The sequence below is a fragment of the Streptosporangium sp. NPDC023825 genome (genome assembly GCF_040639575.1).
Taxonomy (GTDB): Bacteria; Actinomycetota; Actinomycetes; order Streptosporangiales; family Streptosporangiaceae; genus Streptosporangium.
The window spans coordinates 88,668-115,030 of sequence record NZ_JBFAAE010000012.1 but is presented as its reverse complement, the minus strand read 5'-3'; the positions used below and the strand labels follow the sequence as shown (position 1 = coordinate 115,030).

Annotated in this window: 21 protein-coding genes and 1 pseudogene; 13 read left to right on the top strand and 9 right to left on the bottom strand. The window is 73.1% G+C overall.

Going from position 1 to position 26,363, the window contains the following annotated elements:
- Positions 1-5: 5 nt before the first annotated feature.
- On the top strand, positions 6-797 hold the full coding sequence (locus AB0G15_RS14020) for a GNAT family N-acetyltransferase (RefSeq protein ID WP_362838779.1): 792 nt from the start codon (positions 6-8) through the stop codon (positions 795-797).
- 826 nt (positions 798-1,623) lie between these two features.
- Here the strand turns inward: AB0G15_RS14020 and AB0G15_RS14015 are convergent.
- Positions 1,624-1,857, bottom strand: a pseudogene (locus AB0G15_RS14015) (LysR family transcriptional regulator); the annotation flags it as partial.
- A gap of 313 nt (positions 1,858-2,170) precedes the next feature.
- Between AB0G15_RS14015 and AB0G15_RS14010 the strand changes: the two are divergent.
- The 3 genes from AB0G15_RS14010 (at position 2,171) to AB0G15_RS14000 (ending at position 5,527) form a co-directional block, all read left to right on the top strand.
- Complete coding sequence (locus tag AB0G15_RS14010; RefSeq protein WP_362838777.1) at positions 2,171-2,875, top strand: ATP-binding protein; 705 nt, start codon at positions 2,171-2,173, stop codon at positions 2,873-2,875.
- Positions 2,876-2,951: 76 nt separating this feature from the next.
- Positions 2,952-4,235: a YbfB/YjiJ family MFS transporter gene (locus tag AB0G15_RS14005; RefSeq protein WP_362838774.1), complete on the top strand. Its 1,284-nt coding sequence runs from the start codon at positions 2,952-2,954 to the stop codon at positions 4,233-4,235.
- 203 nt (positions 4,236-4,438) lie between these two features.
- Positions 4,439-5,527: a cellulose binding domain-containing protein gene (locus AB0G15_RS14000; RefSeq protein ID WP_362838772.1), complete on the top strand. Its 1,089-nt coding sequence runs from the start codon at positions 4,439-4,441 to the stop codon at positions 5,525-5,527.
- 36 nt (positions 5,528-5,563) lie between these two features.
- Here the strand turns inward: AB0G15_RS14000 and AB0G15_RS13995 are convergent, their stop codons facing one another.
- Positions 5,564-6,130 (bottom strand): ferritin-like domain-containing protein, encoded by a 567-nt coding sequence (locus AB0G15_RS13995; protein WP_362838769.1) that lies wholly within the window; start codon positions 6,128-6,130, stop codon positions 5,564-5,566.
- A 137-nt stretch (positions 6,131-6,267) separates the two neighbouring features.
- On the opposite strand from AB0G15_RS13995, the gene AB0G15_RS13990 reads away from it, so the two are divergent.
- The 3 genes from AB0G15_RS13990 (at position 6,268) to AB0G15_RS13980 (ending at position 10,427) form a co-directional block, all read left to right on the top strand.
- Positions 6,268-7,326: a YihY/virulence factor BrkB family protein gene (locus AB0G15_RS13990; RefSeq protein WP_362838766.1), complete on the top strand. Its 1,059-nt coding sequence runs from the start codon at positions 6,268-6,270 to the stop codon at positions 7,324-7,326.
- Positions 7,327-7,598: 272 nt separating this feature from the next.
- On the top strand, positions 7,599-8,099 hold the full coding sequence (locus AB0G15_RS13985; protein ID WP_362838764.1) for a hypothetical protein: 501 nt from the start codon (positions 7,599-7,601) through the stop codon (positions 8,097-8,099).
- A gap of 228 nt (positions 8,100-8,327) precedes the next feature.
- The gene (locus AB0G15_RS13980; RefSeq protein ID WP_362838762.1) at positions 8,328-10,427 is read left to right on the top strand and encodes a tetratricopeptide repeat protein; all 2,100 of its coding nucleotides are present in this window, start codon (positions 8,328-8,330) and stop codon (positions 10,425-10,427) included.
- A 102-nt stretch (positions 10,428-10,529) separates the two neighbouring features.
- Here the strand turns inward: AB0G15_RS13980 and AB0G15_RS13975 are convergent, their stop codons facing one another.
- From AB0G15_RS13975 to AB0G15_RS13950, 6 genes are all read right to left on the bottom strand, one after another.
- On the bottom strand, positions 10,530-11,336 hold the full coding sequence (locus AB0G15_RS13975; protein WP_362838759.1) for a hypothetical protein: 807 nt from the start codon (positions 11,334-11,336) through the stop codon (positions 10,530-10,532).
- A gap of 227 nt (positions 11,337-11,563) precedes the next feature.
- Positions 11,564-12,448 carry a Gfo/Idh/MocA family oxidoreductase gene (locus AB0G15_RS13970; protein WP_362838757.1) on the bottom strand — a complete coding sequence of 295 codons (885 nt, stop codon included), beginning with the start codon at positions 12,446-12,448 and terminating at the stop codon, positions 11,564-11,566.
- Complete coding sequence (locus tag AB0G15_RS13965; RefSeq protein WP_362838754.1) at positions 12,445-13,671, bottom strand: ROK family transcriptional regulator; 1,227 nt, start codon at positions 13,669-13,671, stop codon at positions 12,445-12,447. The genes AB0G15_RS13970 and AB0G15_RS13965 overlap by 4 nt, the downstream gene beginning before the upstream one ends.
- 21 nt (positions 13,672-13,692) lie before the next feature.
- The gene (locus AB0G15_RS13960) at positions 13,693-14,559 is read right to left on the bottom strand and encodes a carbohydrate ABC transporter permease (RefSeq protein ID WP_362838752.1); all 867 of its coding nucleotides are present in this window, start codon (positions 14,557-14,559) and stop codon (positions 13,693-13,695) included.
- Complete coding sequence (locus tag AB0G15_RS13955; protein WP_362838749.1) at positions 14,556-15,569, bottom strand: sugar ABC transporter permease; 1,014 nt, start codon at positions 15,567-15,569, stop codon at positions 14,556-14,558. Before AB0G15_RS13955 ends, AB0G15_RS13960 begins: the two co-directional genes overlap by 4 nt.
- 37 nt (positions 15,570-15,606) lie before the next feature.
- Positions 15,607-17,016 carry an extracellular solute-binding protein gene (locus AB0G15_RS13950; protein ID WP_362838746.1) on the bottom strand — a complete coding sequence of 470 codons (1,410 nt, stop codon included), beginning with the start codon at positions 17,014-17,016 and terminating at the stop codon, positions 15,607-15,609.
- Between the two features lie 147 nt (positions 17,017-17,163).
- Between AB0G15_RS13950 and AB0G15_RS13945 the strand changes: the two genes are divergently transcribed.
- From AB0G15_RS13945 to AB0G15_RS13925, 5 genes are all read left to right on the top strand, one after another.
- On the top strand, positions 17,164-18,210 hold the full coding sequence (locus AB0G15_RS13945; RefSeq protein WP_362838743.1) for a zinc-binding alcohol dehydrogenase: 1,047 nt from the start codon (positions 17,164-17,166) through the stop codon (positions 18,208-18,210).
- 14 nt (positions 18,211-18,224) lie between these two features.
- The gene (locus tag AB0G15_RS13940; protein WP_362694726.1) at positions 18,225-19,043 is read left to right on the top strand and encodes a sugar phosphate isomerase/epimerase family protein; all 819 of its coding nucleotides are present in this window, start codon (positions 18,225-18,227) and stop codon (positions 19,041-19,043) included.
- Positions 19,040-20,443 (top strand): hypothetical protein, encoded by a 1,404-nt coding sequence (locus tag AB0G15_RS13935; protein ID WP_362838740.1) that lies wholly within the window; start codon positions 19,040-19,042, stop codon positions 20,441-20,443. The genes AB0G15_RS13940 and AB0G15_RS13935 overlap by 4 nt, the downstream gene beginning before the upstream one ends.
- Positions 20,440-22,515: a glycogen debranching N-terminal domain-containing protein gene (locus AB0G15_RS13930; protein ID WP_362838737.1), complete on the top strand. Its 2,076-nt coding sequence runs from the start codon at positions 20,440-20,442 to the stop codon at positions 22,513-22,515. The genes AB0G15_RS13935 and AB0G15_RS13930 overlap by 4 nt, the downstream gene beginning before the upstream one ends.
- Positions 22,516-22,790: 275 nt before the next feature.
- Positions 22,791-23,813 (top strand): LacI family DNA-binding transcriptional regulator, encoded by a 1,023-nt coding sequence (locus AB0G15_RS13925; RefSeq protein WP_362838734.1) that lies wholly within the window; start codon positions 22,791-22,793, stop codon positions 23,811-23,813.
- 291 nt (positions 23,814-24,104) lie between these two features.
- Here the strand turns inward: AB0G15_RS13925 and AB0G15_RS13920 are convergent, their stop codons facing one another.
- A complete protein-coding gene (locus AB0G15_RS13920) occupies positions 24,105-24,986 on the bottom strand; it encodes an NmrA family NAD(P)-binding protein (protein ID WP_362838731.1) in 882 nt (293 codons plus the stop codon).
- Between the two features lie 123 nt (positions 24,987-25,109).
- On the opposite strand from AB0G15_RS13920, the gene AB0G15_RS13915 reads away from it, so the two are divergent.
- Positions 25,110-26,012, top strand: a complete 903-nt coding sequence (locus AB0G15_RS13915; RefSeq protein ID WP_362838729.1) for a LysR substrate-binding domain-containing protein — start codon at positions 25,110-25,112, stop codon at positions 26,010-26,012.
- Positions 26,013-26,363 lie beyond the last annotated feature (351 nt).

The following is a 26,363-nucleotide window of genomic DNA, read 5'->3' as shown; positions in this document are numbered from 1 at the left end:
CCCGGGTGAACGGCGTCGTGTCGCGCGAGTTGCGCTCCATCGAGGAGTTCGAGGACGTCTTCCGCCTGTTCGACGGCATCTGGCGACCTGCCCCCGGCGGCGCGCCCGTCACGGTGGAGCTGATGCGGGCGCTGTCGCACGCGGGCAACTACGTGGCCGGAGCGTACGAGGGCGGCAGGCTGGTGGGCGCGTCGGTCGGGTTCCTGGGCGCTCCGGCCGGGCAGGTGCTGCACTCGCATGTCACCGGCGTCCTGGCCGGGCGCGGGATCGGGTTCGCGCTGAAGCTGCACCAGCGGGCGTGGGCGCTGGAGCGCGGCCTGGAGCGGATCACCTGGACCTACGATCCGCTGGTGCGGCGCAACGCGCATTTCAACCTGGCCAAGCTGGGGGCCCGCCCGGAGGAGTACCTGCCGTCCTTCTACGGCGCGATGGGCGACGCGATCAACGCCGGGGACGAGTCCGACCGGGTGCTGGCCGTCTGGCGGCTGACCGAGCCGCGCGTCCTGGCCGCCGTCCGGGGGGAACCGCACCGCCCGGTGATCCCGCCGGACGCGGTGAGCGCGCTGATCGAGGGGGACGACGGCGGCCCGGTGCGGGGACCGTCCGAGGCGGCGAGCGCGGGAACGGTGCTGGTCGCCGTGCCCCGGGACGTCGAGGCGCTGCGCCGCGCCGATCCACGGGCCGCCGGGGCGTGGCGGCCGGCCGTGCGCGAGGTGCTGGGCGGCCTCCTGCGGGACGGCGCCCGCGTCACCGGCTTCCACGACAGGTCCTGCTACGTCGTGGAGCGGCCTGCGTGACGTGCCCTCGCGACCGGGCCGCGAGCGCGGGGACGCCGTGAGCGCACGCCCGGGCCGCGGACCGTCGTGAAGATCACCGGTGTCGGGTTGCGGCGGGTGCCTCTTTCTCCGCCGGGGACGGCCGGGGCCCCGGACCCGCCGGCCCCGCGGCGCGGAACGGGTCACCGGCCGGCAGCCACACCGCGTCGTCGTCCAGGCCGGGGCCGCCGACGTCGCGGGTCAGTGTTTCGACGGTGGCCCGCACGGCCTCGCGGGTCTCGTCGCGCCGGGAGACGAGGGCCCACGTCCAGTACGGTGCCGGGTCGACCACCGTGCGCCGGTGGAGGTCCGGCGGCACCGATGCGCTCAGGCCCTTCACCGAGTTGATGACGGGGCGGCGAAGCCGGCGTACGTGATCGAAGAAGGCCCGGCCGGCGATGCCCCCGTCGTCGACGTGCACGACGCGGGCGCCGGTGTCGCGGCCGAACGCCTCGGCGTAGCGGTTCCACGAGCCCCAGGTGGCGGTGTCGCTGTCCACCAGCACCACGGTGTCCTCGGCCTTGACGGCGGACGTCTCGGTGCCGGCGGAGACCGCGAAGAGCCGGTCCGCGCCGATCGGCCGGGCCTCGAGGCCGCGGACGTCCAGGCCGTCGGTCTGCACCCAGCAGACGGCCAGGTCGATGCTGCCGTCGGCGACCCGGCCGGCCTGGATGTGCGACGGCATGACCCACGCGTCGACGTGCAGTTGCGCGACGCCTGACGCGCGGGCGGCCAGGTCGGGTGGCAGCCAGCTGACGTAGCCGAGCTGGACCGGCTCGGTGGCGGACAGACCGGTCGCGGAACGGCGCAGCTCGTCGGCCTGTTCGAGCACCGCCCGGGCCTGGGCGAGCAGGGCCTGCCCGGAGGGGGTCATCGCGACCGAGCGGCGGTCCCGGTCGAACAGGCGCACGCCCAGATCCCGCTCCAGCCCCTTGATCTGCTGGGAGAGCGACGGGCCGGCGATGCGCAACCTGGCCGCGGCGCGGCCGAAGTGCAACTCCTCGGCCACCGCGACAAAGTAGCGCAGCTGGCGCAGCTCCATCCACGCATCATAACCCTGTGAGAGGTTTTACCTAACAGCAGGGAGCTAATCGGTCGTGGCGGGATGGCGCCGGGTGGCACACGATGGGTGCACGAAATACGGGGAAAGTCGCGATGTCAGCACGTCTGACCGGCGTATCGGCCGCGCTGCCGGAGGCCGGTACGCCACACTGCCGCCGGCTGAGCCGCCGCTCGACGCGCCGAGGCTCGGCGTGCGGCGATCCGGCTTCCGCGAACCCTCCGAGGTGTCCGGGTCCCGCCCTGTTCGACCGAGCCGGTGATGCCAACGGCCGAAACCTGCCGAAAGAGTGAACATGAACGCAACCCAGGCGGCCCTGACCACCGAAAGGGATCGGATTCACCGCCGGTTCGCCGCCGCCGCCGCCCACGAGCTCCGCACTCCCCTCGCCGGGCTCAGGGCCGAGCTCGAGGAGGCCCGGTTGCACCCCGGCCAGACCGATCTGCCCCGGCTCCTCGACGCGGCGCTTCGCGGCGTCGAGCGGCTCGAGGCGATCACCGATGACCTCCTGCTGCTCACGCGGGTCGCGGAGGCGACATACGGACGGCAGCAGCCGGTCGACCTTTCCGCCGTGGCCCGCGCCCACGTGGCCGAGACGACCAAGGGCCCGGACATCCGGTTGCGGGCCGCGGCCCCGGTCGTCGTCGACGCGGTGCCCGCGCTCCTGGACAGGCTGGTGGCCAACCTGCTCGACAACGCCCGCCGATGCGCCCGGCACTCGATACAGCTCCAGGTACTCCGGCACGAGACCACGGCCGAGCTCGTCGTCGCCGACGACGGGCCCGGCATCCCCGTCTCGGACCGCGAACGCGTCTTCGAGTGCTTCTCCCGGCTCGACAGCGCCCGCTGCCGGCAACGCGGCGGTACCGGCCTCGGCCTGGCCATCGCTCGCGACATCGCCCACGCCCACAGCGGCACCCTGGACGTCGAGGACGCCGACGCCGGAGCGCGCTTCGTGCTTCGCCTCCCCCTCGCCCGGAACGCCGTCGGCCGGCCATGACCGTTCTCACGAGCCCTCATCCGCCTTCCCGCACCCCCGGAGAGGATTCCCGCCCCCCGGAAGAAGGGCGAGGCGCATGAACGCACCGGAGGTCGCCGTGATCACCGGGAATCCTCGCCGGCCGGTCGGAAGGCGCACGCCGAGCCTCCCGCGCGAGCACGGCGCGGACGCCGGCGAGACGGTACGGGCGGACCGGCCCTGGCGGATCGTCGGGCAGGGCGCGGCGGCCCTCGCCGCGGGCATGGGCGTCGGCCGTTTCGCCTACACCCCGATCCTGCCCCTGATGCACGCCCAGGCCGGGCTGCCGGCGCGGCTGGGCGCGGAACTGGCCACCGCGAACTACATCGGATACCTTCTCGGGGCGATCGCCGCGATCGCCGCCCCCTCGCTCTTCGTCTCCCGCCGGGCGCTGCGGCTGTCGCTGACGATCCTGGTCCTCACGCTGGCCCTCATGCCGATCACCCACCTCGGCACCGTCTGGGCGCTGCTCCGGATCGTCGCCGGGATCGCCAGCGCGCTGATCTTCGTCATCGCCGCCGACGCCGTGCTCACCGGACTGCGCGGCCACGCGCACCACCTCGCCGGATGGGCCTTCGGCGGCATCGGGGCGGGGATCGCCCTGTCGGGGATCCTGGTGGCGATCCTGCGGACCACCGGCACCTGGCAGCAGGCCTGGTGGACCACGGCCGCGCTGACCGGCGTGTTCGCCGCCCTGGCCTGGCGGCTCGAGGCCGGGCCCGCCTCGCCTCGCAGGTCGCCGGCCCCGCCCTGCCCCCGGGACGCGCCCGGACCGCGCTGGTTCGTCGCGTTGCTCGCCTCCTACACCTTCGAAGGGACCGGGTACATCATCGCCGGCACGTTCCTCGTCGCCGCGATCGACCAGACCGCGCCCGGCTGGGTCGGCGGCGGCGCCTGGATCCTGGCCGGGATCGCCGCACTGCCCTCGACGGCCCTGTGGGCATGGCTCAGCCGCATCTGGTCCCGGCCGGCACTGCTCCTCGTCGCGCTCGCGGTGCAGGCCGTCGGCATCGCGCTGCCGGCCCTGACCGGCGGGATCGTGGCCGCGCTGGTGGCGGCGACCCTCTTCGGCGCCACGTTCCTCGGCGTCGCCACCCTCACCCTGGCCGCCGGCGCCCATCTGCGGGTCCCGCGCGCGGTCGCGATCCTCACCACCGGCTACAGCGTCGGGCAGATCCTCGGCCCCGTGATCGTGACCCCGCTTCTGCGTCACGGCTACCATTCGGCGCTGCTCGTCGGCGCCGCCCTCGTCGCGCTGGCCGCCGCCGCGGCCGGCGCGCTGCGCCACCGCTTCCCGCACCACCTCGGCCCGCTGCCCCGCCGCGTCGGCGCCGCCCGGTGACACCCGGCGGATGACCGACGATCTCTCCCGGCGCCGAGGTGGGCGCGGGAAGAGGACGGCGGCAGCCGCGAGATCGGGGGCGGGTTGAAAGTTACACCCCGCCGGCGGCGGTCGCGCAGGTCAGACCCTCCCGGGTGGGCGGTTGGCTTCCGGCCTCCACCCGGGGCGCCTAGCATCGGCCCCCACCGAGGCGGGAGCGCAAGATGCGAAGGACAGCACGCGGAGGCGGCACGATTCCGACGGTTCTGGCGGCCGCGGTGACCGCGGTCGCGACCCTGGGGCTCCTCCTGGTGGGCACCGCGGCCCCCGCCCGGGCGGCGGCCACCAGGGTCATGGCGCTCGGCGACTCCATCACCGGCTCCCCCGGGTGCTGGCGGGCCCTGCTCTGGAACCGCCTCGTGAACGCCGGCCACACCGGGATCGACTTCGTCGGCACCCTGCCGCCGCAGGGCTGCGGCGTCGCGCACGACGGGGACAACGAGGGGCACGGCGGGGCGCTGGTCACCAACGTCGCCGACCAGAACCAGCTCCCCGGCTGGCTCACGGCGGCCAGGCCCGACATCGTGCTGATGCACTTCGGCACCAACGACGCCTGGAGCAACCGCCCGACCGCCACCATCCTGTCCGCGTACGGCAAGCTGGTGGACCAGATGCGGGCGAGCAACCCCGACACGAAGGTCCTCGTCGCCCAGATCATCCCCATGAACCCGAGCACGTGCGGTGAGTGCGCGCAGCGGGTCTCCGCGCTCAACGCGGCGATCCCCGGCTGGGCGGCGGGCAAGACCACCGCGCGGTCACCGGTGGTCGTGGTCGACCAGTGGACGGGCTTCAGCACCGCCTACGACACCTATGACGGGGTGCACCCCAACGCGTCGGGCGACCAGAAGATCGCCGACCGGTGGTTCCCCGCACTGGCCGCGCTGCTCGGTGCCGAACCCGATCCGACCTCGACCCCGACTCCCACGCCGACCCCGACTCCCACCCCCACGCCCGGCGTCGGCTGCACGGCGACCTACCGTATGAACAACCAATGGCCGGGCGGCTTCCAGGCCGACGTGATCGTCAAGAACGACGGCCCGGCGGCCATCACCGGCTGGAGGGTGAACTGGACGTTCACCGGGCGGCAGATCAGCCAGTGGTGGAACGCGACGGTGACCCAGTCGGGAACCGCCGTCTCGGCGCGGAACGCCGCCTGGAACGGGTCCCTGGCTCCCGGTGCGAGCACCGTCTTCGGCTTCATGTCCTCCGGGACGGGCTCCCCGGTTCCCGAGGTCTCCTGCACGACCGGCTGACCGGCCGGGCCGCGCGGCGCGGCCCGCGCCCGCCGCTCAGCCCTGCCCCTGGGAGTCCCCGCCGGCCAGGGCGCCGGGAAGTCTCTCCAGCAGGCCCTTGAGATCGTCGGCGTGCTCCTCCTCCTGGGCCAGCAGGTCCTCGAAGACGCGCCTGGTGGTCACGTCGCCGTTGCCCAGCCAGTTGACGATCTCGGTGTAGGAGGCGATCGCGATCCGCTCGGCGACCAGGTCCTCCTTGACCATCTCGATCAGGTCGAGGCTGTCGTCGTACTCGGCGTGCGAGCGCGCGGCCAGCGTCTCGGGGTTGAAGTCCGGCTCGCCGCCGAGCTGGACGATGCGCTGGGCGAGACGGTCGGCGTGCTCCTGCTCCTCGGCGGCGTGCTCCAGGAACTCCGCGGCCACCAGCCCGGCGTGGAGGCCCGAGGCGGTGTAGTAGTGCCGCTTGTAGCGGAGCACGCAGACCAGCTCGGTCGCCAGGGCCTCGTTGCACACCTGGATCACCCGGGGCAGATCCGCGCCGTAGGCCGACGTGATGGGACCCTTGTCGATCTCCTGGCGCGCCCGCGCCCGAAGCTCCTTGATATCTGTGAGGAATTCAGCCATGAGCCTGCACTACCCAGAATCGGCCTCTTATCCAGTGTCGTCGGCCACAGTCGGAGGCGTTTTGTTCGTGGCGTCGTTCACGGGGTAGCGGGTCCGGCGATATGGGAACAGCGACGAAGGTCCCGCAGACGCGGACCATGAACGGCGAAGAGCTCTCCGCCGACCACGCGTGGACGACCCTGCGCAAATACGGCCGCTGGCACCTGGTCCGCGACTCCGTCGCCAGGTTCCGGTACGGCGAGGGCATGACCAACGCCAGGGCTCTGGCCTTCCAGATCTGCCTGTCGATCATCCCCGGCGCCATCGCGCTGGTCGGGCTGAGCTCGGTGATCAACCAGGAGCATCTCGGCGAGGTGCTGGAGCTGGTCCTGAGCAGGCTCGCGCCGGGGGCGGGGGTGGACGCGGTCAAGGACGTGCTCGCCGACAGCCACCGGCAGGCGGGCCGTACCGGGGGCGCCCTCGCGCTCTGGTTCGGCCTCGTCACCGCCCTGTTCTCGCTGACCAGCGCCATGGCCCAGGTGGAGCGGGGGGCGAACCGCATCTACGGCGTCGAGCGGGACCGGCCGTTCCATCGCAAGTACGGCAGGGCCCTGGTGATGGCCCTGACGGCCGGAGCCTTCATGACCGCCGGTTTCGTGGTGATGGTCGGCGGCGGTGCCATCAGCAAGGCCCTGGCGCAGGTCTACGACTGGAACGCCGGGGCCACGGAGGCGTTCAACCTGGTGCGCTGGCCGCTCGGTTTCCTCCTCGCGCTGCTGTCGACCTCGGTGCTGTTCCGCGCCGCCCCGCGCAGGAGACAGCCCGGTCACACCTGGCTGGCGTTCGGCGCCCTGGTCTCGCTCACCCTGTGGACGGTCTTCACCCTCCTGCTGGCCTTCTACACCGAGAGCAGCGGCACCTTCGGCGCCACGTACGGACCGCTCACGGCCGTCATGGCCCTGTTGCTGTGGTCGTTCCTCAGCTCGATCGCCCTCTTCCTGGGGCTGGCGTTCGCCGCGCAGATGGAGGCCGTCCGCGCCGGGCGGGCGGGACCCGTCCACCCCGACCCCGGCCCCACGGCGGCCGAGGAACGAGAACCCGTGGTCGGAGCGGCGGGCAGGGCGACCATCGCGGTCGCCAGGACACTCGTGAAGTCCATGCGCGGGCGCCGGACCCGAACCCCGCCCGTCCGGCCCGGAAACAGCGAGCGGCGTTGACGCGTTCCCTGGCCCGAAGGCCGGAGGTTCAGCTCGTGCGGCATGACGCGGCACCTGTGAGGCTTCCTCGCGGCATGCACCGACACCCGACGCCGCCGCGACCGGAGCCACCCCCAGGTCGCGAAGACAGGCATCGTGCCGTCTTCGTCCCGTAGGTATTTGGGCCGGTACCGGGCGCGCATTTCAGCACAGACCGGAGGAGGACGAGGCGCTTTCCTTGGGGCATCGGCCCGACGGGGGCCGGGATCACCGAATCGAAGGACCGAATGAAAATGCGTCGTCACATCGCCGCCCTCGCCCTCACCATCGCCGGTTTAGCCGGCATGGCGTCCCTGTCCGCTCCCGCCCAGGCGGCCGCGCCGATCACCGTGACCGTGAGCCTCGGCGGCCTGTCGGTCACCGGCACGACCGGATCCGACCTGATCACCCTGGCCGAGGGCACCAACGCCATCAAGGTGACCGGGACGGGCGTCACCTCCAGCGACACCGACTGCCAGCCGATCTCCGGCGGGGTCAGCTGCAAGAACGCCGGCACGATCATGGTCAACATGCGCCAGGGCGACGACATCGTCAACAACGACACCGTCAACCGGTTCACCGAGATCTTCGGCTCGGCCGGCAACGACACCCTCTGGGGCGGCAGCGGCCGCGACATCCTCGTCGGCGGCAGCGGCAACGACTTCCTGAACGGCCGTGGCGGCAACGACACGACCGACGGCGGCGCCGACACCGACACCTGCACCGGCGAGACCGAGGAGAACTGCGAGTTCTGAGCGACCGGCCTCGCGGGAGCAGGCCGGTGGCAGGCCGGGCGTCCCATCGGACGCCCGGCCTTCTCGCGTCCAGCCTCACCGGCGGCGGTCCGGCCGACGTCACAGTGCGTTACGGCCGATTCCGTAGGGGACATGGGACCGTTCATCACGATAGTCAACTCACCAATTAGAGGTTAGCCGAACCATAGTGAGATATATTCATGTGCGGTGATCCGAGGGGGTGGAAGGGTGTCGGCACAGGAGCGCAGGCTCGCGGCCATCGCGGCGGCGTCGGCCGACGCCTTCCGCGGCGGCGACTACCACCAGGTGAGAGCCGAGGACGTCGCGGAGCGGGTGCGGCTGCCGCGGGGCGCCGAGGGCGGCAGGGGCCGCAGCGCCGTCTGGCTGTACAACGAGGTCAGGAGCCGGCGCGTGCTGGTGGCCCTGGCCGTCAAGCACGCCTTCGACGAGTTCACCTCCGGCGACGGCGCGCCGGAGCCACCGCGCTCCCTGCTCGGCGCGCAGCGCCTGGTCACGGCGGCACTGCGCAGGGTGGCGCGCTTCCACCAGGTGGAGCGTTTCATGCTCGCCCAGGTACGCCTGGGCATCGGCGACATCTCCACCTCGGAGAAGCGCCCCTCGGCCGGGCAGGTCCAGCCGGTGTGGGAGGTGACGGAGGTCTACGGCGCCACGGCCGCCGCGGGGTGGGAGGGCCGTGTCACCGCGTACGCGCGGTATCTGGCGCCCAGGCTCGAGCTCGCCGCGCTGACGGTCGGCGTCCCGCCGGCGGGGTGGGCCGCGGCGAGCGCCGAGCGCCTGTCGGAGCTGGCCTTCCGGTCGATGGCCGACGATCCCGAGGGCCCGGCGGACCGCCAGGCGGCCGCGTTGTGCGCGCACTGGCTCGCTCGTGACCTCTTCCCGCTGGCCGGGGAGTGGGCCGAGCGGCTGCACGCCGCCGAACGTACCGCCGAGTTCACCGAGCGGGCGGGCTCCGGCGGCCATGCCAGGGTTCGCGCCCTGGAGGTGGTCCTGCAGGTCCTGCTCGACAGCAGCCCGCTGCTGGCCCGGGCGGCGGAGGTCGGCGGGGAGCTGGCGGACCTGCTGACGGCCGACCCTCACGACCCGCGGGCCCTGTGCGACGTGACCAGCAGGCAGGGTCTGGCCCTGCTGCGCCTGGGCGACCTGGCGGGCGCGAGGTCCTGCTTCGAGCGGTCGCTGCAGGCGGCGGCCGAGCTCTCCGGCTCCGCGGACGTGACGCCGCTCAGCACCCGGGCGCGGCACAACCTCGCCGAGGTGCTGGTGGAGGCCGGCCGTCCCGCCGAGGGCCTGCGCGAGCTGCGGAAGGTGAACGAGCAGCGGGCCGAGGGCGTCCCCGCCACCGGGGTCGCCCCGGCGTGGCGGCGGTTCACGCTCACCCGGCAGGCGATGGCCAGAGCCGCCTCCCGCGCGGGCCGGACCGTCACCGGCGTGACCGTGGCGGAGGCGACGCTGGCCGACCGCGAGCAGCGCCTCGGGCCTGACAACGTCAACACCGCCTCGGCCAGGGTGACCCTCGCCGAGGCGCTGCTCGCGGCGGGCCAGCCCGCGCAGGCGCGCCACCACCTGACCGAGGCGCTCCGGCTGCGGACGCAGCACCTGCCGCCCGAGGGCTACTGGCTCCAGTACGACGCGGTGCGCCTGGCGGAGATCGAGCTGGCCTCGGGATTCCCCGCCCAGGCGGTGCGGCTGCTCACCGGGGTCACCGTCACCACGGAGTGGTTCGCGCGGCAGGTGTCGCCCCGGCTGGGCGGCGAGGCGGCGCTGGTCCGCGCCATGGCGCTCACCGCCTCGGGCGAGCCCGCCCAGGCGCTCGCCGCCCTGCGGGCGCTCCCTCCCGAGCGGCCGGTGCGGCGCGCCCAGGCCACCGCGCAGCTGGCCCTCGGCGACGCGGCCGGCGCGGCGCGGGTGCTCGCGTCCCTCGCGAAGGACGAGCGCGGCATGGACGACGACTTCCCCGGCCAGGCGGAGCGGCTGCTGCTGACCGCCCGTGCCGCGTACGCCCTCGGGCACGAGGACGAGTCGGAGACCGCGAGCGCGGCGCTCGTCGCGATGGGCGAGGACACGCTGGACGCCTCGCACCCGCTGGTCCTGGCCGGGCGACTGGACCTCGCGCTGCGCAGGATGGGCTCGGGCGAGGTGGAGGAGGTGGCGCCCCTTCTCGCGCCGCTGCTCGACCGTCGCCCGCTGGCCCACGGCCGACCGCCCCTGAGCGAGGGGCACCCGCTGCTGGCCGCGGCGCGGTCCGTGGCCGCGCGGGTGGGCGAGCCGCCGTCGAGCACCCCGGAGGACCGCCTCTGGGAGGACGGCTGACCTCCTCGCCACGGCGGGCCGCCCATCCCGCGACCGGCCCCCGTTCCGAGGCCGTCCCGGACGTGCCGTCCCAGTGTCGTCCCAGTGTCGTCCCAGTGTCCTCTAGGAGGCGTCCGAGGCCCCGCCGAGGTGGGTGAGCGTGCTGGCCAGGTCACGCGCCGCCTTCGGCCTGAGCGGGTCGTCGCCGGGAGTGGCCTGCAGGAACAGGCCGAGGTGTCCCGCCGCCCGCTCCAGGTCGGCGGCGCTGCCGCTGGCGAGTCCCCTGCTCCGCAGGAGCCCGCCCAGGGCGAACGTCGCCTGGTAGGTGGCCGGGTCGCCCTCCGGCAGGTGAGGGAGCACGTTCTCGAGCAGGGCGACGGCCTCGCCGAGATCCGCGTGCCGCGTACCTGGGTGGGTGACGCGCGTGGCCAGCACCGTGCCCAGCCGGTAGCGCAGGTAGAGGGCCGACTCCCCGTCGTCGCACTCGCGCAGGGCCGCCCTGAGCCTGTCGACCGCCAGGTCCAGGTCGTAGGGCACGCCCCGGTCGGCGTGGCGGCTCAGCAGCAGCTCGGCGAGGGCCTCGTGGTCGGCGGCGCTGAACCAGGCGTTCTCCTCGCGCAGGTCGTCCGCCTCGGAGAGCATGGTGATGGCGGCGTCGCGATCGGCGGGGTCGCCGAAGTCCTCCCACCGGACCTCGTGCACCCGTCCCACCAGGGCGAAGGACCACTGGTCGCAGTCGTGGGCGAGGAGCCAGCCCGCGTGTTCGGCCGCCTCGTCGAGATCCTCCCGGGTCGCGGCGCCCGGGGGTTCCTCGTCCGTGCACCGGCACAGGATCGCCTGGGTGAGAGCCTGGCGCCACCCGGCTTCGCGACAGGTGCCGGCCACCTCCGCCCGCAGGGCACGCAACCGCGTGACCTCATCCCCAGCCATGCCGGATCTCCCTTCCGCGCCTGTATGAAACTATATAAATAGAATCCTCTCATTCTTGTGGTCGGTAAAGAACCTGCTGGGGAAAGGAAACCGCCTGACCGCCGCCGGCCGTCGTTCCCCGGCCGTCGTTCCGGTGACCGTGCCCGGCGGAGGACCGCGGCGGCCGCGGCCGGGGTGGTGACGGCCGGCTGAGCGGTGGGCGACGCGGTGGAGCCGGCGCGACAGGGTCAGCGCGACAGGGTCAGCGTCGCGGCCTCGATCAGTTCCTGCAGGCGCAGGCCCCGGGCCGCGTCCAGCTCGCCCGGGCGGCCCGACCGCACGGCGGCGGCGAACTCGGCGCGCAGGACGGGCCAGCACTCCTCGTGGTCGATCCCGGAGGTGTCGAAGACGAGCTCCCCCGCCGGTCCGAGCAGCTCGATCCGGGTGCGCGCCTTGGGCAGCAGGACACTGCCCGACAGGGACGCCTGGCTGACGGCGCCGTTCTCGTGCTCGCAGGTCAGCTCCACCCAGCGGCGCGGGTCGCCGGTCGCCCGGATGGCGGTGATGGGACCGACGGCGGCGTCCAGCAGGTCCAGCAGGTGCGGGCCGAGGTCGAGCAGGGCTCCCTGTTCCAGCCGCCAGCCGGTGGCGAACTCCCCGCCGAGGAAGGCGCCGTGCAGGTAGCACGAGCGGGCACCGGTCGTCTCCAGTCGCGCCGCGCGGCTCAGGAAGTCGCGGGTGGCGGGGTGGTAGCGCTTGGTCAGCACCATCTGCGAGACGACGCCCGCCTCGGCGACGGCCTCCGCCACCGCGCGCGCCGACGCGAGGTCGGGCCCCAGCGGCTTCTCCAGCAGCACCGCCTTGCCCGCCTTGGCCGCGCGCACGGCGAGCTCCGCCTGGACGGCGGGGGGCACGGCGAACGCGACGGCCTCGCACCGGTCGAACAGTTCCTCCGGCGTGCCGGCGACGAACGCCCCGTACGGCTCGGCGATCTCCTGGGCGGCGGGGGCGCGGCGGGCCCAGACGGCGGAGAGGCGGGTCTCCGGGCCCGCGGCCAGCATCCGGGCGTGCATGGTGCGGGCCCAGGGGCCGGCGCCGATCAGGCCGACCTCGACGGGTGTGGTGGTGTTCACGATTCGACTCCGGCAGGTGAGCGGTGGTGCGGACGGGCCGGCGCCGTCAGGCGGGCGTCGGCCTGGTCGGGGGCGTACAGGTGCTCCACCACCATCGCGGTGGCCCCGGCGAGCGCGGCGCGGTCGCCGAGCCGGGAGGTGACGACCTGCAGGTTGCGTGTGGCCCGGGGCAGGGCGCGCTGGTAGAGCAGCTCGCGTACCCCGGTGACGAAGTGGGTCTCCGCCAGGTCTCCGGCGATCATCAGCACGCCGGGGTTGAGCAGGGTGACGACGGTGACGAGCACCTCGCCGCAGCGCCGTCCGGCCTCGCGGGCCAGACGCCCGGCGTCGGGGGAACCGGCGTCGAGGTGGGCGCGGACGTCGGCGCCGGACTGGGCGGGCACGCCGAGGGCGGCGAGCTGCCCGGCCAGGGCGCGGCCGCTGGCGACGGCGGCCAGGCAGCCGTAGGAGCCGCACATGCAGCGGGCCTCCGCCTGGTCGTGCAGGCGGATGTGGCCGAGGTCGCCGGCGCCGCCGTCGATGCCGCGGAAGACCTTGCCGTCGACGACGACGCCGGCGCCGATGCCGGTGGAGACCTTGACCAGGACGAACGCGGAACAGTCGGCGAACGCGTGGCGCTGCTCGCCCAGCCCCATCAGGTTGGCGTCGTTGTCGACCAGGACCGGGACGGCGGCGTCCACCCCGGCGTGCAGGGCGAGCGAGCTCTGCATCCGCCCGGGAACCGGGTAGCCGTCCCAGCCCGGCATGATCGGCGGTCGTACGACCCGTCCCGACGAGGAGTCGACGGGCCCGGGGAGCGACAGGCCCACCCCGCAGACCGCCTCTGGAGCGGTCCCGGCGGCGGTCAGCAGGCCGGCGAACCACAGGCCGAGCCGGTCCAGGACGACCTCCGGGCCGTCCTCGATCGGCAGGGCCTCGGTGTGCTCGGCCAGGACGCCGCCCGCCAGGTCCATCACCGCGGCGTGGGCGTGGGTGACGTCCAGGTCCGCGGCGAGGACCACGGCGTGGCCGGTGTCGAACTCCAGCAGGTTGGAGGGACGCCCCCCGGTCGACTGCCCGCCGGGGACGGCGCGCAGCCAACCGGCGTCGAAGAGCTGGTCGAGCCGCTGGCCGACGGTGGAGCGGGACAGGCCGGTGACGCGCTGGAGCTCACCCCGGGTGCGCGCCTGCCCGGTGCGGATCAGTTCCAGGAGGTGGCCTGCGGTGCTCCAGGGCGTTGCCATCCGGTGTGTCTCTCCTCGGCTCTAGCTCTTGTCCGCACCGCTGGTGAGGCCCTCGGTAAGGAGTCTCTCAGCGGCGTAGAAAAGAACTACCACGGGAATCGTGAGGACCACCGACCCCGCCATGAGAACCGTCTTGGGGACCTCGATGCCGTTGGCGAGTTGCTGCAGGCCCAGCGAGACCGTCCACTGGTCGGGGGCGGCGGCGAGGAAGAGCAGCGCGAAGAGGAACTCGTTCCAGGCGATCATGAAGACGTACAGGCCGGTCGCCATGAGCGAGGGCGCGGCCAGGGGCAGCACGATCTTGCGCAGGATCTGCGCCCGCGAGCAGCCGTCGAGCGCCGCGGCCTCCTCGACGCTCTTGGGGATGGTGACGAAGTAGTTCTTCAGCATGTAGATGGAGACGGGCACGGTCTGCGCGATGTAGACGATGACGAGCCCGGTCAGGCTGCCCTGCAGGCCGATCTTGGCGAACATCACGAACAGCGGGACCGCCAGCAGGGTGGAGGGGAAGAGATAGACGGCGAGGAACACCGCGCTGACCTGGCGGCCGCCGAGGAACCGCAGGCGGCTGACCGCGTAGGCGCCGGGCACCGAGGCCAGCAGGGTGAGCGCCACGGTGGCGAGGGCGACGAGCGCGGAGTTGCCGAGCATCCGCAGGAAGCCCTGGCCGCCCTCGTCGACCGACTGCAGGACGTTGCGGTAGGTGTCGAACGTGAGCTCCGAGAGGGTCACCCACAGCCGGCCGGGGTCGAGCAGCAGCTGGTCGATGGGCTTCACCGACAGCAGCAGCATGTAGTAGAAGGGGAAGAGCGTGATGACCGCGAGGAGGGCGATCACGATCCACCGCAGGACGGCGAAGGTCCTCTCCTCGACCTGTGCGCGGCTCATGACGCCTCCTCCTGGACCCTCTTGGCGAAGAACTTGAAGTAGATGCCGAGCAGCACGGCGAGGACGATCGCGAGGACCAGCGCCTGCGCGGCCGCCGCGCCCACGTCGTAGCGGGCGGTGAGGAAGTCGTAGACCCGCACCGCGACGACGTCGGTGCCCGAGCCGCCCCCGGTGAGCAGGTAGACGTCGTCGAACTTGTTGAACGTCATGATGAACCGCAGCACCGACAGCAGCGCGATCACCGGCATCAGCTGGGGCAGCAGGATGTGGCGGAAGCGCTGGGTGAGCGTGGCGCCGTCCACCGTGGCGGCCTCCTCTATCCCGGCGGGCACCGCCTGGAGGCGGGCGAGCAGGAACAGGAAGGCGAACGGGAAGTACCGCCAGATCTCGAAGGCGATGACGGTGAGCAGGGCGAGCGGCAGCTCCACGTCCCAGCCGAGGATGGAGATCTCGTGGGAGCGGGTGGACAGGAAGGCGATCGGCTTGTCCCAGCCGAACAGGTGGGTGCCCAGCTCGTTGACGATGCCGAACTGCGGGCTGAGCGCGATCTCCCAGACGAACGTGACGGCCACCACGGGTGCGACGTAGGGCAGCAGCATCGATCCGCGCAGCAGGGCCCGGCCGCGGAAGGGGCGGCGCAGGGCGAGGGCGGCGACCAGCCCGAGGGCGATCGACCCGGCGGTGCTGCCCGCGGTGTAGACCAGGGTGGTCCACAGCGAGGTCCAGAAGCCGGGCGAGGTGAAGACCTCGGCGAAGTTCTCCCAGGTCCAGTTGGACAGCAGGCCCATGCCCTGGATGTCGACCAGCCGCGCCCGCTGGAAGGCGAGCAGCACGGTCCAGGCGATGGGCAGGACGACGACGACCAGGACCACGAGCACGGTGGGCGTCACGAAGGCCAGCCCGGTCCTGTTCTCGCGCTGGGCCAGGGTGAGGGGCCTGTCGCGCCGGGCCTCGGGGCCGGGGCTCGTCTCGGGGGGTCGGCGCCGCTCGGCGCCCTGTGTGGTGCTCATCGTGGGTTCCTCGGGGGACGGGGGCCGCGGGGGGCGCTCACTGGAGGGACTTCTGCAGGGCCGTGACTTCCTCGTCGGCCTCCCGGGCGGCCTCTTCCGGGGAGATCTGGCCGGAGGTCATGGCGCCGACCGCCTTCGGGATGGGGAGCTCGCCGAGCGTCGCGCCGACCAGCGCGCCCTGACCCTCGGTGAGGCCCCAGCGCCGCATGTCGCTCACGCCGGAGGCGAGCCGGTCGAGGAACTCGGCGGAGAAGACGGACTTCATCGGCTTCTTCGTGTCGACGCCGACGTCGCTGGCGCGCCAGGCCTCGAGGTACCTGTCGGGGTCCTCGGCCGTGCCGTCGCGGACCGGGATCTTGCCCTCGGGGGCCATCCCGAACCAGCCCTCGTACCCGGTGCCCATCATGTACGTGACGAACTTCTCCGAGGCGGCGGTCTCGGCGGTCCGGGTGACCGCCCAGGAGGCGATCTCCCCGAACTGGGCGGGCTCGGCGGCGCCGGGGCCCTTCAGGGCCGTGACGATCCCGCTGTTGTCCGACAGGAAGTCAGGGTCCTGGGCGCACTGCGCGCAGCTGGGCAGCGCGTCGGCGCGCAGGCCGGCCAGCTCGTCCAGCAGGAAGGTGGACCAGACGATCATCGCGGAGCGGCCGGCGAAGTAGGTGGCGCGGGTGGAGTCCACGCTCTGCGTGCCCGGGGCCCCGTAGTCGGCGGCGAGCTGGTGGTAGGTGGCGAAGGCCTGCCGGCACTGGGGGCTGTCGAGGCCGACGTCGCCGCCGGGGCCGACGAGGCCGCAGCCGTTGGCGAGCGCGAGGTCCTCGAAGCTCTGCTGGGTGAAGACGTCGCTCGGGTCGGTGGCGAGTGACATGCCGCTGACCTCACCGGCGTTCAGGGTCTTCGCGGCCCGCAGCATGGTGTCGTAGGAGTCGGGGGCGGGCAGCCCCGCCTTGGCGAACAGGTCCTTGCGGTAGACGAGGATCTGCATCCAGGCGTCGCTGGGAACGCTGAGGCGGGTGGCCCCGCCGTCGCCGTCGCCGGTCAGCGTGAGCGCGTTGCGGTTGAAGGTTCCCGTGCCGAGCCCCTCGACGATCCTGCCCGCGGCCGCGGTGTCGAGCAGGCCGTTGGTGTACATCTGCCAGACCGAGGCGAGCGGGACGCCGCCGAGGACGTCGGGGAGGGTGCCCGCGGCGGCCGCGGACATGATCAGCTGTGGCAGCTGGCCCTCGTCGACCCCGACCAGGTCGACCTGGACGCCGCTCTCCTTCTCGAAGGCCGCGACGATCTTCTTGGTCACCTCCATGCGAGGGGTGAGGTTCTCCAGGCTCCAGACCGTGATCCTGTTGTCCGGGGCGCTCTCACCTCCCGCGGCGCAACCGGACAACAGCCCGATTCCCAGCGCGACGGCCACAGCGGCCGCCAGTGCCCTCGACCTTCGAGACCGCCTGCGCATAGATCTTCCTCACTGCCGCCGTGTTTCGTACGTGTTGCATCAGAGCACCACTTTTGCTTATTGACAAGACCTAAGTTTGGGATATCTTCGACACAAGTTAGCGGTATTAGTCCAACCGATATACAAAAACGATCTTCCGGAGCTCCTGTGGAACGTGTCGTCCAGTTCACCGGCCCCCGTCAGGTGGAGATCGCCACCGGCGAGTCACTCCCCCTGCCACCTGGCCATCTGCGCGTCCGGACCCTGTACTCCGGCATCTCCGCGGGCACCGAACTCACCGCCTATCGGGGGACCAACCCCTACCTGACCCGTACCTGGGACCCCGAGGCCAGGATCTTCCGCGACGCGGGGCCCGGCATCTCCTACCCCGTAGCGGGCTGGGGATACTCGGAGGTCGGCGAGGTCGTCGAGGTCTCCCCCGAACTCGCGGGCACCCCCGAGCTGCCCCGGCCCGGCGAGCTGGTGTGGGGCATCTGGGGACACCGCGGCGAGGGCCTCGTCCCCGCCGAGCGGATGATCGGCCACGCGCTGCCCACCGGGCTCGCGCCGATCGCGGGCGCCTTCGCCAGGGTCGGGGCCATCGCGTACAACGCCGTCCTCGCCGCCGACATCCACCTCGGCGAGGACGTCGCCGTCTTCGGCCAGGGCGTGATCGGCCTGCTCACCACCCGGCTGGCGGAGCTGAGCGGCGCCCGCGTCACCGCCGTCGACGCGCTCGACTCCCGGCTCGCCAAGGCGGCGGAGTACGGCGCCGCACGCACCCTGAACGCGCGCACCGACGCCGTCGCGGAGCGGATCCGCGAGGCCACCGGCGGGCTCGGCGCCGACGTCGCCATCGAGATCAGCGGCGCCCACCCGGCCCTGCACGAGGCCATCCGCTCGGTCACCGTGGGCGGGCGCGTCGTCGCCTCGGGCTTCTACCAGGGAGACGGCGTGGGGCTGCGGCTCGGAGACGAGTTCCACCACAACCGCGTGCAGCTCGTCTCCTCCCAGATCGGGGGGCTCCCGCCGCAGCTCGCCGGGCGCTGGAGCGTGGACCGGCTCCAGCGGACCTTCCTGCGGCTCGTCGCCGACGGCCACGTCGACGTGAAGTCCCTGGTGAGCCATGTCGTCCCGGTCGCCGACGCGGCCGAGGCATACGTCCTCCTGGATGAGCGTCCCGCCGACGCGCTCCAGGTCGTCCTGGAGTTCTGAGAGGCTGACGAACGATGCTCAAAATCGCCTGCCAGGAGCAGCTGCTCCCCGGTGAGACGCTCCAGGAGAAGTGGGAGTTCGCGCAGGACGCCGGCTACGACGCCATCGAGCTGCGCGGCAAGGGTGCCTTCCACTTCCGCGACCGGCTGCCCGAGCTGCGCAAGGCCCTCGCCGACGGCGTGGTCATGCCGACCGTGTGCGTGGACATGCTCCACTTCCTCGGCGCCTTCGACGACGACCTGCGCCGCGACGCGATCGAGCAGATGAAGTCGCAGCTGTCGGTCATCGGCGAGCTCGGCGGGCTCGGTGCCCAGACCCCCGCCTCCTACGGCATGTTCTCGCGCCGGCTGCCGCCGTTCGAGCCGCCGCGCAGCGAGGAGCGGGACCGCGAGGTGCTGCTCGAGGGTCTCACCGAGCTGGGCGAGCACGCCCGCTCCGAGGGCGTCACGCTCTTCCTCGAGCCGCTCAACCGCTACGAGGACCACATGGTCAACCGGCTGGAGCAGGCCGCCGACCTGATCCGCGCCGTCGGCCTGGACTCGGTCCGCATCGGCATCGACAGCTACCACATGAACATCGAGGAGACCGACCCCGCGGCCGCCGTCCTCGCCGCCGCGCCGCTGATCGGCCACGCGCAGGTCAGCGACTCCAACCGCATGCAGCCCGGAGCCGGCCACCTCGACTGGCCCGCCTGGCTGGGCGCCCTGGACGCCATCGGCTACGACGGCTACCTGGCCGTCGAGTGCAGGCTCACCGGGGACCCGGTCCAGGCCGTGCGCTCGATCCCGCCCTTCCTGCGGCGCGCCTCCTTCCCGCACCGGCCGGCCGGATGACCGCCGTCCTCGAAGCGGCCGCCACCTCCGGCACCGGCCGCCGTGCCCACCTGCGCCGGGCCGCCACGCACGTCCTGCTCGGCAACTGGACCGGGGCGGCGACCGTTCCCTCGCGTGCCCTGTACCCGCACCAGTGGAGCTGGGACTCGGCCTTCGTCGCCGTCGGGCTGCGCCACATCGCCCCGCGCCGGGCCCAGCGCGAGCTGGAGACGCTGCTGGGCGCGCAGTGGGGCGACGGCCGGATCCCGCACATCATCTTCAACCCGTCGGTACCGCTCGGGGCCTACTTCCCCAGCCCCGACTTCTGGCGCTCCTCCGGCACGGACCGGAGGGCGGGCGCGCCCTCCACCGTCGAGACCTCCGGAATCGTCCAGCCGCCCGTGCACGCCCTGGCCGCCTGGCTGGTGCACCTCGCCGACCCGGCCGAGTCGCGGCGCCGCGGTTTCCTGCCGCGCGTCTACCCCGGGCTCGCCGCCTGGCACCGCTACCTGGCCACCTCCAGGGACCTGGGCGGCGGCGGGCTGGCCGCGGTGGTGCACCCGTGGGAGCCGGGGCTGGACAACAGCCCGAGCTGGGACGCGGCCCTGGCCAGGGTCGAGCCCGCGCCGCGGGACTCCTTCCGCCGGGCCGACCTCGACCACGGCTCCCCCGCCGACCGGCCCACCGACCTGGACTACGCGCGGTACGTGCGCCTGGCCGCGACCTACCGCGACCACGGCTACGACGACGCGCGCACCCCGCACGCCTTCGCCGTCGAGGATCCCTCCTTCAACGCCCTGCTCATCGCCTCCGAGCACGCGCTCGCCGCGATCGCCCGGGTGGTCGGCGCGGACGAGGGGGCGCACCGGCGGCGGGCCGAGGCGACGACCGGCGCCCTGCTCGACCGGCTGTGGGACCCGGCCGGCGGTGTCTTCCTCCCCCGCGACCTGGTGACGGACGAGCCCGTCGCCGGGTACGGCGTGTCGGGGCTCGTCCCGCTGATCGTCCCCGGCCTGCCGGAGGACGTCGCGGCGGCCCTGGTGCGGACCGCCCGCGGACCGCGCTTCCGCCTGGGAGAGGTCCGGCTCGTGCCCAGCTACGACCTCACGGCGGAGGAGTTCGACGGCAACCGCTACTGGCGCGGTCCCAGCTGGTTCAACATGGCCTGGCTGGTCCACCGTGGCCTGGTGCGGCACGGCGACGTGCGGGCGGCGGGGCGGCTGCGCGCGCAGGTCCTGGACGCGGCCCACAGCACGGGGTTCGCCGAGTATCTGGAGCCGTACACCGGGGAGGGGCGCGGCGTCCGGCGCTTCAGCTGGACCGCCGCCCTGGCCCTGGACCTGCTCCACGCCTCCGAGGACGGCGGGTCCGGCGACGCGCCCGAGGACGCCCCGCCCGGCGGGGCGGGCTCCGCCCGATGAGCGCCGGCCGCGTGCTGGTCAACAGCGGTACCTTCGCCGCCGTGACCTCCCACGGGGACGTCCACGGCACCCGGGGCACCGCGACGGACGGGCTGTTCGTCAGGGACGCCCGGCACCTGAGCCGGTGGCTGCTGACCGCGGCCGGCGCGGCGCCGAACGCGCCGGCCCCGCCGGCCCTGCCGGCCCCGTCGGCCCTGCCGACCCTGCCGACCCCGCTGACCCTGCCGACCCCGCCGACCCCGCCGACCCCGCCGACCCTGCCGACCCTGCTGACCTCCTCCGGCGACGGCTGCGTGCTCACCCCGGCCGGCACGCGCGACCACCCTCCCGCCTACACCGTCTTCCGGCGGCAGGCGGTGGCCGAGGGCGCCCTCACCGAACACGTCCGGCTGGTGAGCAACAGTGGCGAACCCGCCGTCGTGGAGCTCGAACTTAACGTGGACGCCGACTTCGCCGACCAGTTCGAGCTGCGCGCCGACCACCGCGTGTACGACAAACCCGGCGCGCGCCGCACCGCGCACGACACGCCGGACGGGGTCGCCTTCCACTACCGGCGCGGTGAGAGCTGGTCCTCGCGGACCACCGTCACCGCCTCGCCGCCGCCGCACCGGACCCGCCCCGCCGACGGCGAGGGTACCGCCCGCGTCCTGAGCTGGCGGTTCGAGCTGCCCGCCCACGGCGCGGCGGATCTGCGGCTCACCGTCCTGGCCGTCCCGCACGGTACGGGGGAACCGTCCCCACCCGGTTCCCCCGGCACCGTGCGGGAACGGCTGGAGGCCGACACCGGCGCGTTCGCCGGCGCGCGGCCCCGCCCCCGCGACCTCACCTCCTGGGAGGAACTGGCCCGGGCCTGCGAGCAGGGGCTGGCCGACCTGGCCCGGCTGCGCGTCCCCGTCTCGGGCCCCGGCGGCGAGGCACTGCGGGTGCCCGCGGCCGGCGTCCCCTGGTTCCTCAGTTTGTTCGGCCGCGACTCCCTGCTGACCTCGCTCTTCGCCCTGCCCTACCGGCCCGCGCTGGCCGCCGACACCCTGCTCGCGCTCGCCGCCGTCCAGGGGACGCGGAACGACCCCTCCCGCCTGGAGCAGCCGGGCAGGATCGTGCACGAGGTGCGGCACGGCGAGCTCGCGCACTTCCGGCAGGTCCCCTACGGCCGCTACTACGGGAGCGTCGACGCCACCCCGCTCTTCCTGGTGCTGCTGGAGTCCCACGCCGCGGCCACCGGCGACCCGGCGCTGGCCCGGCGCCTCGAACCGCAGGCGCGCGCGGCGGTGGAGTGGATGTTCCGCGACGGCGGCCTCGGCGGGAACGGGTACCTCCGCTACACCTCCGACGCGGCGGGCGGCGGCCTGGTCAACCAGAACTGGAAGGACTCCGCCGACGCCATCCGCTTCTCCGACGGCGCGCGGGCCGAGGGCGCCCTGGCGGTCTGCGAGGTCCAGGGGTACGCCTACGACGCCCTGGTCCGCACGGCCCGGCTCGCCCGCACGGTGTGGGGCGACCCGAGCTGGGCCGGTTTCCTGGAGGAGGCCGCCGCCGACCTGCGGGACCGGTTCCGCCGCGACTTCTGGATGCCCGAGCACGCCTTCCCCGCGCTCGCCCTGGACGGCGGGGACCGGCGGGTCGACACGCTCGCCTCGGACGCCGGGCACCTGCTGTGGTCCGGCATCCTGTCCCCGGAGGAGGAGCGGGCGGTGGGCCGGCGGCTGCTGCGGCCGGACTTCTTCTCCGGCTTCGGCATCCGCACGCTCGCCGCGGGCCAGGTTCCCTACCACCCGCTCTCCTACCACCTGGGCAGCATCTGGCCGCACGACAACGCCCTCATCGTGCTCGGCCTGGCGCGCCGCGGGCTCGCCGAGGAGGCCAGGACCGTCGCCCACGGCCTGGTACGGGCTGCGGCCGGGCACGGCTGGCGGCTGCCGGAGGTCATGGCCGGGTACGGGCGCGACGAGCATCCGGACCCGGTGCCCTACCCGCACTCGTCCTCTCCCCAGGCGTGGGCGGCCGCGACGCCGCTCGCCCTCCTCACCGCCCTGCGGGAGTCCGGCGGCACCGCCGGCCTGACCCGGCGTTGACGCGGCGCCCGCCCCGGGCCGTACGGGTTCACGCGGCGCCGGGACGCGAACGGCGTCCCGGCGGGCACTCCCGCATGGTCCCCCGGAGCGTGGCGCTCATAACCGCGACGCGAGCCAGTGAACATTTCTGTCGATCGTAAAAATTTTCCAGCCATGACGCGGAGAAAACGCTCAAGCGCGGCCGGTGCACCGTGCGAGAGCCCCACGGTGAGGATGGGAGGCGTATTCCCAGGCCACCGGCCACACCCCGAAAGGTTTCGGATATGCTGCCGGTCATGCCAGGTAAGCCCCGGGTGACGATCGCCCGTATCGCCGAGGAGGCGGGTGTCTCCGCCCCCACGGTCTCCAAGGTGATCAACGGCAGGGCCGAGGTGTCGCCGGAGACCCGCAGGCGGGTCGAGCGGCTCCTGCGCGAGCACGGTTACATCCGGCGCACGACCGGCACCGACGGTCCGGCGGGCCTGATCGACCTGATCTTCGCCGAGCTGGAGAGCCCGTGGGCGATGGAGCTCATCCGCGGGGCGGAGAAGGCCGCCGCGGAGGCCGCGGCCAGCATCGTGATCTCCGTCCTGCACACCCACGCGGGCCCCGGCCGCGACTGGCTCGACCGGCTGGCCGCCCGCCGCACCGACGGTGTGATCATCGTCGGCTCCCGGCTCTCCGCACAGCGGTACGACCGGCTCAACTCCCGCTCGATCCCCTTCGTGGTCGTCGACCCGGAGGGCGAGCCGGCCCCCGGCGTGGCCTCGGTGGGCGCGACCAACTGGCAGGGCGGCCTGACCGCCACCCGGCACCTCCTGGAGCTCGGCCACCGCAGGATCGGCATGATCGGCGGCCCGTCCGACGTGCTGTGCAGCCGCGCCCGCATCGACGGCTACCGGGCCGCGCTGGAGACGGCGGGGGTGAAGGTGGACCCCGCGCTGATCCTGCACGGCGACTTCCTCGTCGGCTCCGGCCACGACCACGGCCACACCCTGCTCTCGCTGCCCGACCGGCCCACCGCCATCTTCGCCGGCAGCGACCTGCAGGCCTTCGGCGTCTTCGAGGCGGCCAGGCAGCGCGGGCTGCGCGTCCCCGACGACCTGAGCGTCGTCGGCTTCGACGACCTGCCCCTGTCCAGGTCCGCCTGGCCGCCGCTCACCACGGTCCGCCAGCCCCTGGAGGAGATGGCCTTCCTCGCCACCCGGATGGCCCTGGGCATCTCCCGCGGCGAGTCACCCGAGCCCCGCCGGGTCGAGCTCTCCACCGACCTCGTCGTCCGCGAGAGCTCCGCTCCCCCGGCGGCCCAGCTGTATTGACCCGCGGGGTTGTTGACGCGACCGACAGGCGGTTGACCATCGAGTGCGGTGTGGCATCGGTGATATCCGCAGGTGTGGATCAACCGTGCATCGGGGTGGGACACCCGCGCCTCTGGGGGTGTTTGGATTTAGAGAGCAAGACCGCGAACGGGACGATCTGCCGAGCATCCCGTTCGCGGCGCGATCTCTATTGATCATTTCGAAGGGCGGCATCGCCCGATGCCGAAGTGCGGGGCCGCTTCCTTCGGTGCCGGATCGGACGGCTGTGCCTGGCACCGGCCGGCGCGCTGATCAGGACTGGACGGCCGGCTTCAAGATGCCCTGGCACCACTGGCGGAAATCGGTGGCGGTGACGGAGGCTGGGTCGCGGGGTTCGGCGTCGTAGATTCCGTTGTTCTGCGCGTTGACCATGTCGGCCATGTCCTGGGCCAGCGCCGGGCTCGCGCCGTGCTGCACCATGCGGGCCTGGAAGTCCGCGAGCGGGACCTGCTGGTAGCGCACCGTACGGCCCAGGGTCGCGGAGATGATCTCGGCCATGGCGTCGGGGGTCAGGCTGTCGGGGCTGACCAGTGGAACGCGGGCCTGTCCGCTCCAGGCGGTGTCCAGCAGGAGCGCTGCCGCCGTGGCAGCCACGTCCCGGGTGGCGACGGCCAGCAGCGGCTGGTCCGCGGTGTTCGCCATGGAGAACACCCCCTGCTCTGTGATCGGCTGGGTCTGACGGAGCAGGTTCTCCATGAAGAACGGCAGTGCCAGGGCCCGGGACTGCACGCCGGTGCTCGCGATCAGCTCGTCCATCTCGAGCGCGGCCGACAGGAGTCCGGCCTCGTCCTGGTAGCCGTGGCCCAGGGAGGTGACGTGCACCATCCGTACGCCCCGGCTCGCGGCCTCCCGGGCTACGGCCCGGGCGAAGTCCAGGTAGTAGCGCCTGGCGGGGCCGGCGTCACGGAAACCGGCCGGGGGCACGAGCCAGAACAGCCGGTCAGCGCCCTCCAGTGCCTTCGCGATCGTGTCCGCGTCGGCGTGGGAGCCCTCCACCGTCTCAACCTGCGTGCGCACGTGCTCCGGGAGGCGGGAGGGGTCGCGGACGATCACCCGGACCGGCTCACCGCTGTCCAGGACGCGGTCCAGGACCTGTCGGCCGATGTCACCGGTCGGCGTAGTAATGACGATCATGAGTGTCTCCATGCGTGGCGGTCGGCGGCGAACCCAAGGGGCGCCGGGCGGTTGCTTTCGAGTGAACCCGGAGCAACGTTGCAGGTGAAGGATCAACTTGATCGCGATTGATATCCTGAGGGTATGAATGATCTGGAAGTGCGGCAGCTCCGCTGCTTTGTCGCGGTCGCGGAGGAACTGCACTTCGGGCGCGCCGCCGCCCGGCTGGGCACGGCGCAGCCCCCGCTGTCCCGAACGATCCGGCACCTGGAACGGCAGCTCGGTGTGACGCTGTTCGAGCGGACCACCCGGCAGGTGAAGCTCACTGACGCCGGAGAGGTCCTGCTGCGCGACGCCAGAACCGCCCTGGAGGCGATCACCGCCGCCGCTCACCGTGCTCGGCACGCAGGCAGCACCTCGCCCCGGCTGCGCATCGCACTCAAGGCCGACATCGACGGTGGCCTGCTGCCGCAGATCCTGGACGCCTACAGCACCGACCCCGCCGCCCTGCCCCCCGAACTGATCCTCGGAGGGTTCGGCGATCAGCCCAAGGCACTGCGCGACGGCTTGGCCGACGTGGCACTCGTGCTCTGCCCCATGGACGACCGCGGGCTGGACAGCGAGCCGCTGATCACCGAGCCGGTCCTGGTCGCCATGGCCGCCACCGACCCGCTGGCCGCCAGGACCCAGCTGTGCCTGGCGGACCTGGCCGGCCGGAACCTCCTCAGCGGTGCGCCGGCCGACGCCGGCCGCGCCGCGCCGCGCCGGCCCGGGGCGACAAGGCCGGCCTCCAACTTGTCGGAGATCTTCAACCTCGTCGAAACGGGCAGCATCGTGTTCTTCGCACCTGCCTCGGTCACCCGACGCAACCCGCGCCCCGGGGTCGCCTACCGGCCGGTCAGCGACCTGCCGGACTGCACACTGGCCATCGCGTGGCCCCAGGACGCCCGCTCACCGGCCGTCGCCGCCCTCGTACGCGTCGCATGCACGATCGCAGCCAGCCAGCGCACACAAGCAGAACCCCAGATGCAGAGCACGACCGCCTGAGGGCCGCTGACGACGGGCGCCGGCATCGGCTATGGGTCGCGCCAATCGCGGTGAGGCGGAGAGACACGCCTGCGCTTGTCCGTTGTCAACAACGCTCGTGGTCGATACACCGCACGACCCCTCACCGGGTTTCCCGGAGTACCCGATCCCGGGCCGCCGTCCCCGCCGGGGGGATCGAGCGTCCCCGCCCGGGAATCGTGGGCGTCGCCGGCGCCGGAGAACCCTCCGGTGACCGTTCCCGCTTCGCGCCGATTTACGACGCGCCTCTAATCCCCCGAATCCAACGGCGAATTAACTCGATATTCCATACGATCTCGCGATAGCGCTTCTCTCGTATTACCTTTCCCCATA

Coding starts and splice junctions, on each gene's coding strand:
- AB0G15_RS13965 (WP_362838754.1), bottom strand. CDS start 13,671: ATGGCAACGCCCTGGAGCACCGCAGGCCACCTCCTGGAACTGATCCGC.
- AB0G15_RS13955 (WP_362838749.1), bottom strand. CDS start 15,569: ATGAGCACCACACAGGGCGCCGAGCGGCGCCGACCCCCCGAGACGAGC.
- AB0G15_RS13985 (WP_362838764.1), top strand. CDS start 7,599: ATGCGTCGTCACATCGCCGCCCTCGCCCTCACCATCGCCGGTTTAGCC.
- AB0G15_RS13930 (WP_362838737.1), top strand. CDS start 20,440: ATGAGCGCCGGCCGCGTGCTGGTCAACAGCGGTACCTTCGCCGCCGTG.
- AB0G15_RS13960 (WP_362838752.1), bottom strand. CDS start 14,559: ATGAGCCGCGCACAGGTCGAGGAGAGGACCTTCGCCGTCCTGCGGTGG.
- AB0G15_RS13925 (WP_362838734.1), top strand. CDS start 22,791: ATGCCAGGTAAGCCCCGGGTGACGATCGCCCGTATCGCCGAGGAGGCG.
- AB0G15_RS13935 (WP_362838740.1), top strand. CDS start 19,040: ATGACCGCCGTCCTCGAAGCGGCCGCCACCTCCGGCACCGGCCGCCGT.
- AB0G15_RS13950 (WP_362838746.1), bottom strand. CDS start 17,016: ATGCGCAGGCGGTCTCGAAGGTCGAGGGCACTGGCGGCCGCTGTGGCC.
- AB0G15_RS14010 (WP_362838777.1), top strand. CDS start 2,171: ATGAACGCAACCCAGGCGGCCCTGACCACCGAAAGGGATCGGATTCAC.
- AB0G15_RS14005 (WP_362838774.1), top strand. CDS start 2,952: ATGAACGCACCGGAGGTCGCCGTGATCACCGGGAATCCTCGCCGGCCG.
- AB0G15_RS13915 (WP_362838729.1), top strand. CDS start 25,110: ATGAATGATCTGGAAGTGCGGCAGCTCCGCTGCTTTGTCGCGGTCGCG.
- AB0G15_RS13990 (WP_362838766.1), top strand. CDS start 6,268: ATGAACGGCGAAGAGCTCTCCGCCGACCACGCGTGGACGACCCTGCGC.
- AB0G15_RS13975 (WP_362838759.1), bottom strand. CDS start 11,336: ATGGCTGGGGATGAGGTCACGCGGTTGCGTGCCCTGCGGGCGGAGGTG.
- AB0G15_RS13920 (WP_362838731.1), bottom strand. CDS start 24,986: ATGATCGTCATTACTACGCCGACCGGTGACATCGGCCGACAGGTCCTG.
- AB0G15_RS14000 (WP_362838772.1), top strand. CDS start 4,439: ATGCGAAGGACAGCACGCGGAGGCGGCACGATTCCGACGGTTCTGGCG.
- AB0G15_RS13940 (WP_362694726.1), top strand. CDS start 18,225: ATGCTCAAAATCGCCTGCCAGGAGCAGCTGCTCCCCGGTGAGACGCTC.
- AB0G15_RS13995 (WP_362838769.1), bottom strand. CDS start 6,130: ATGGCTGAATTCCTCACAGATATCAAGGAGCTTCGGGCGCGGGCGCGC.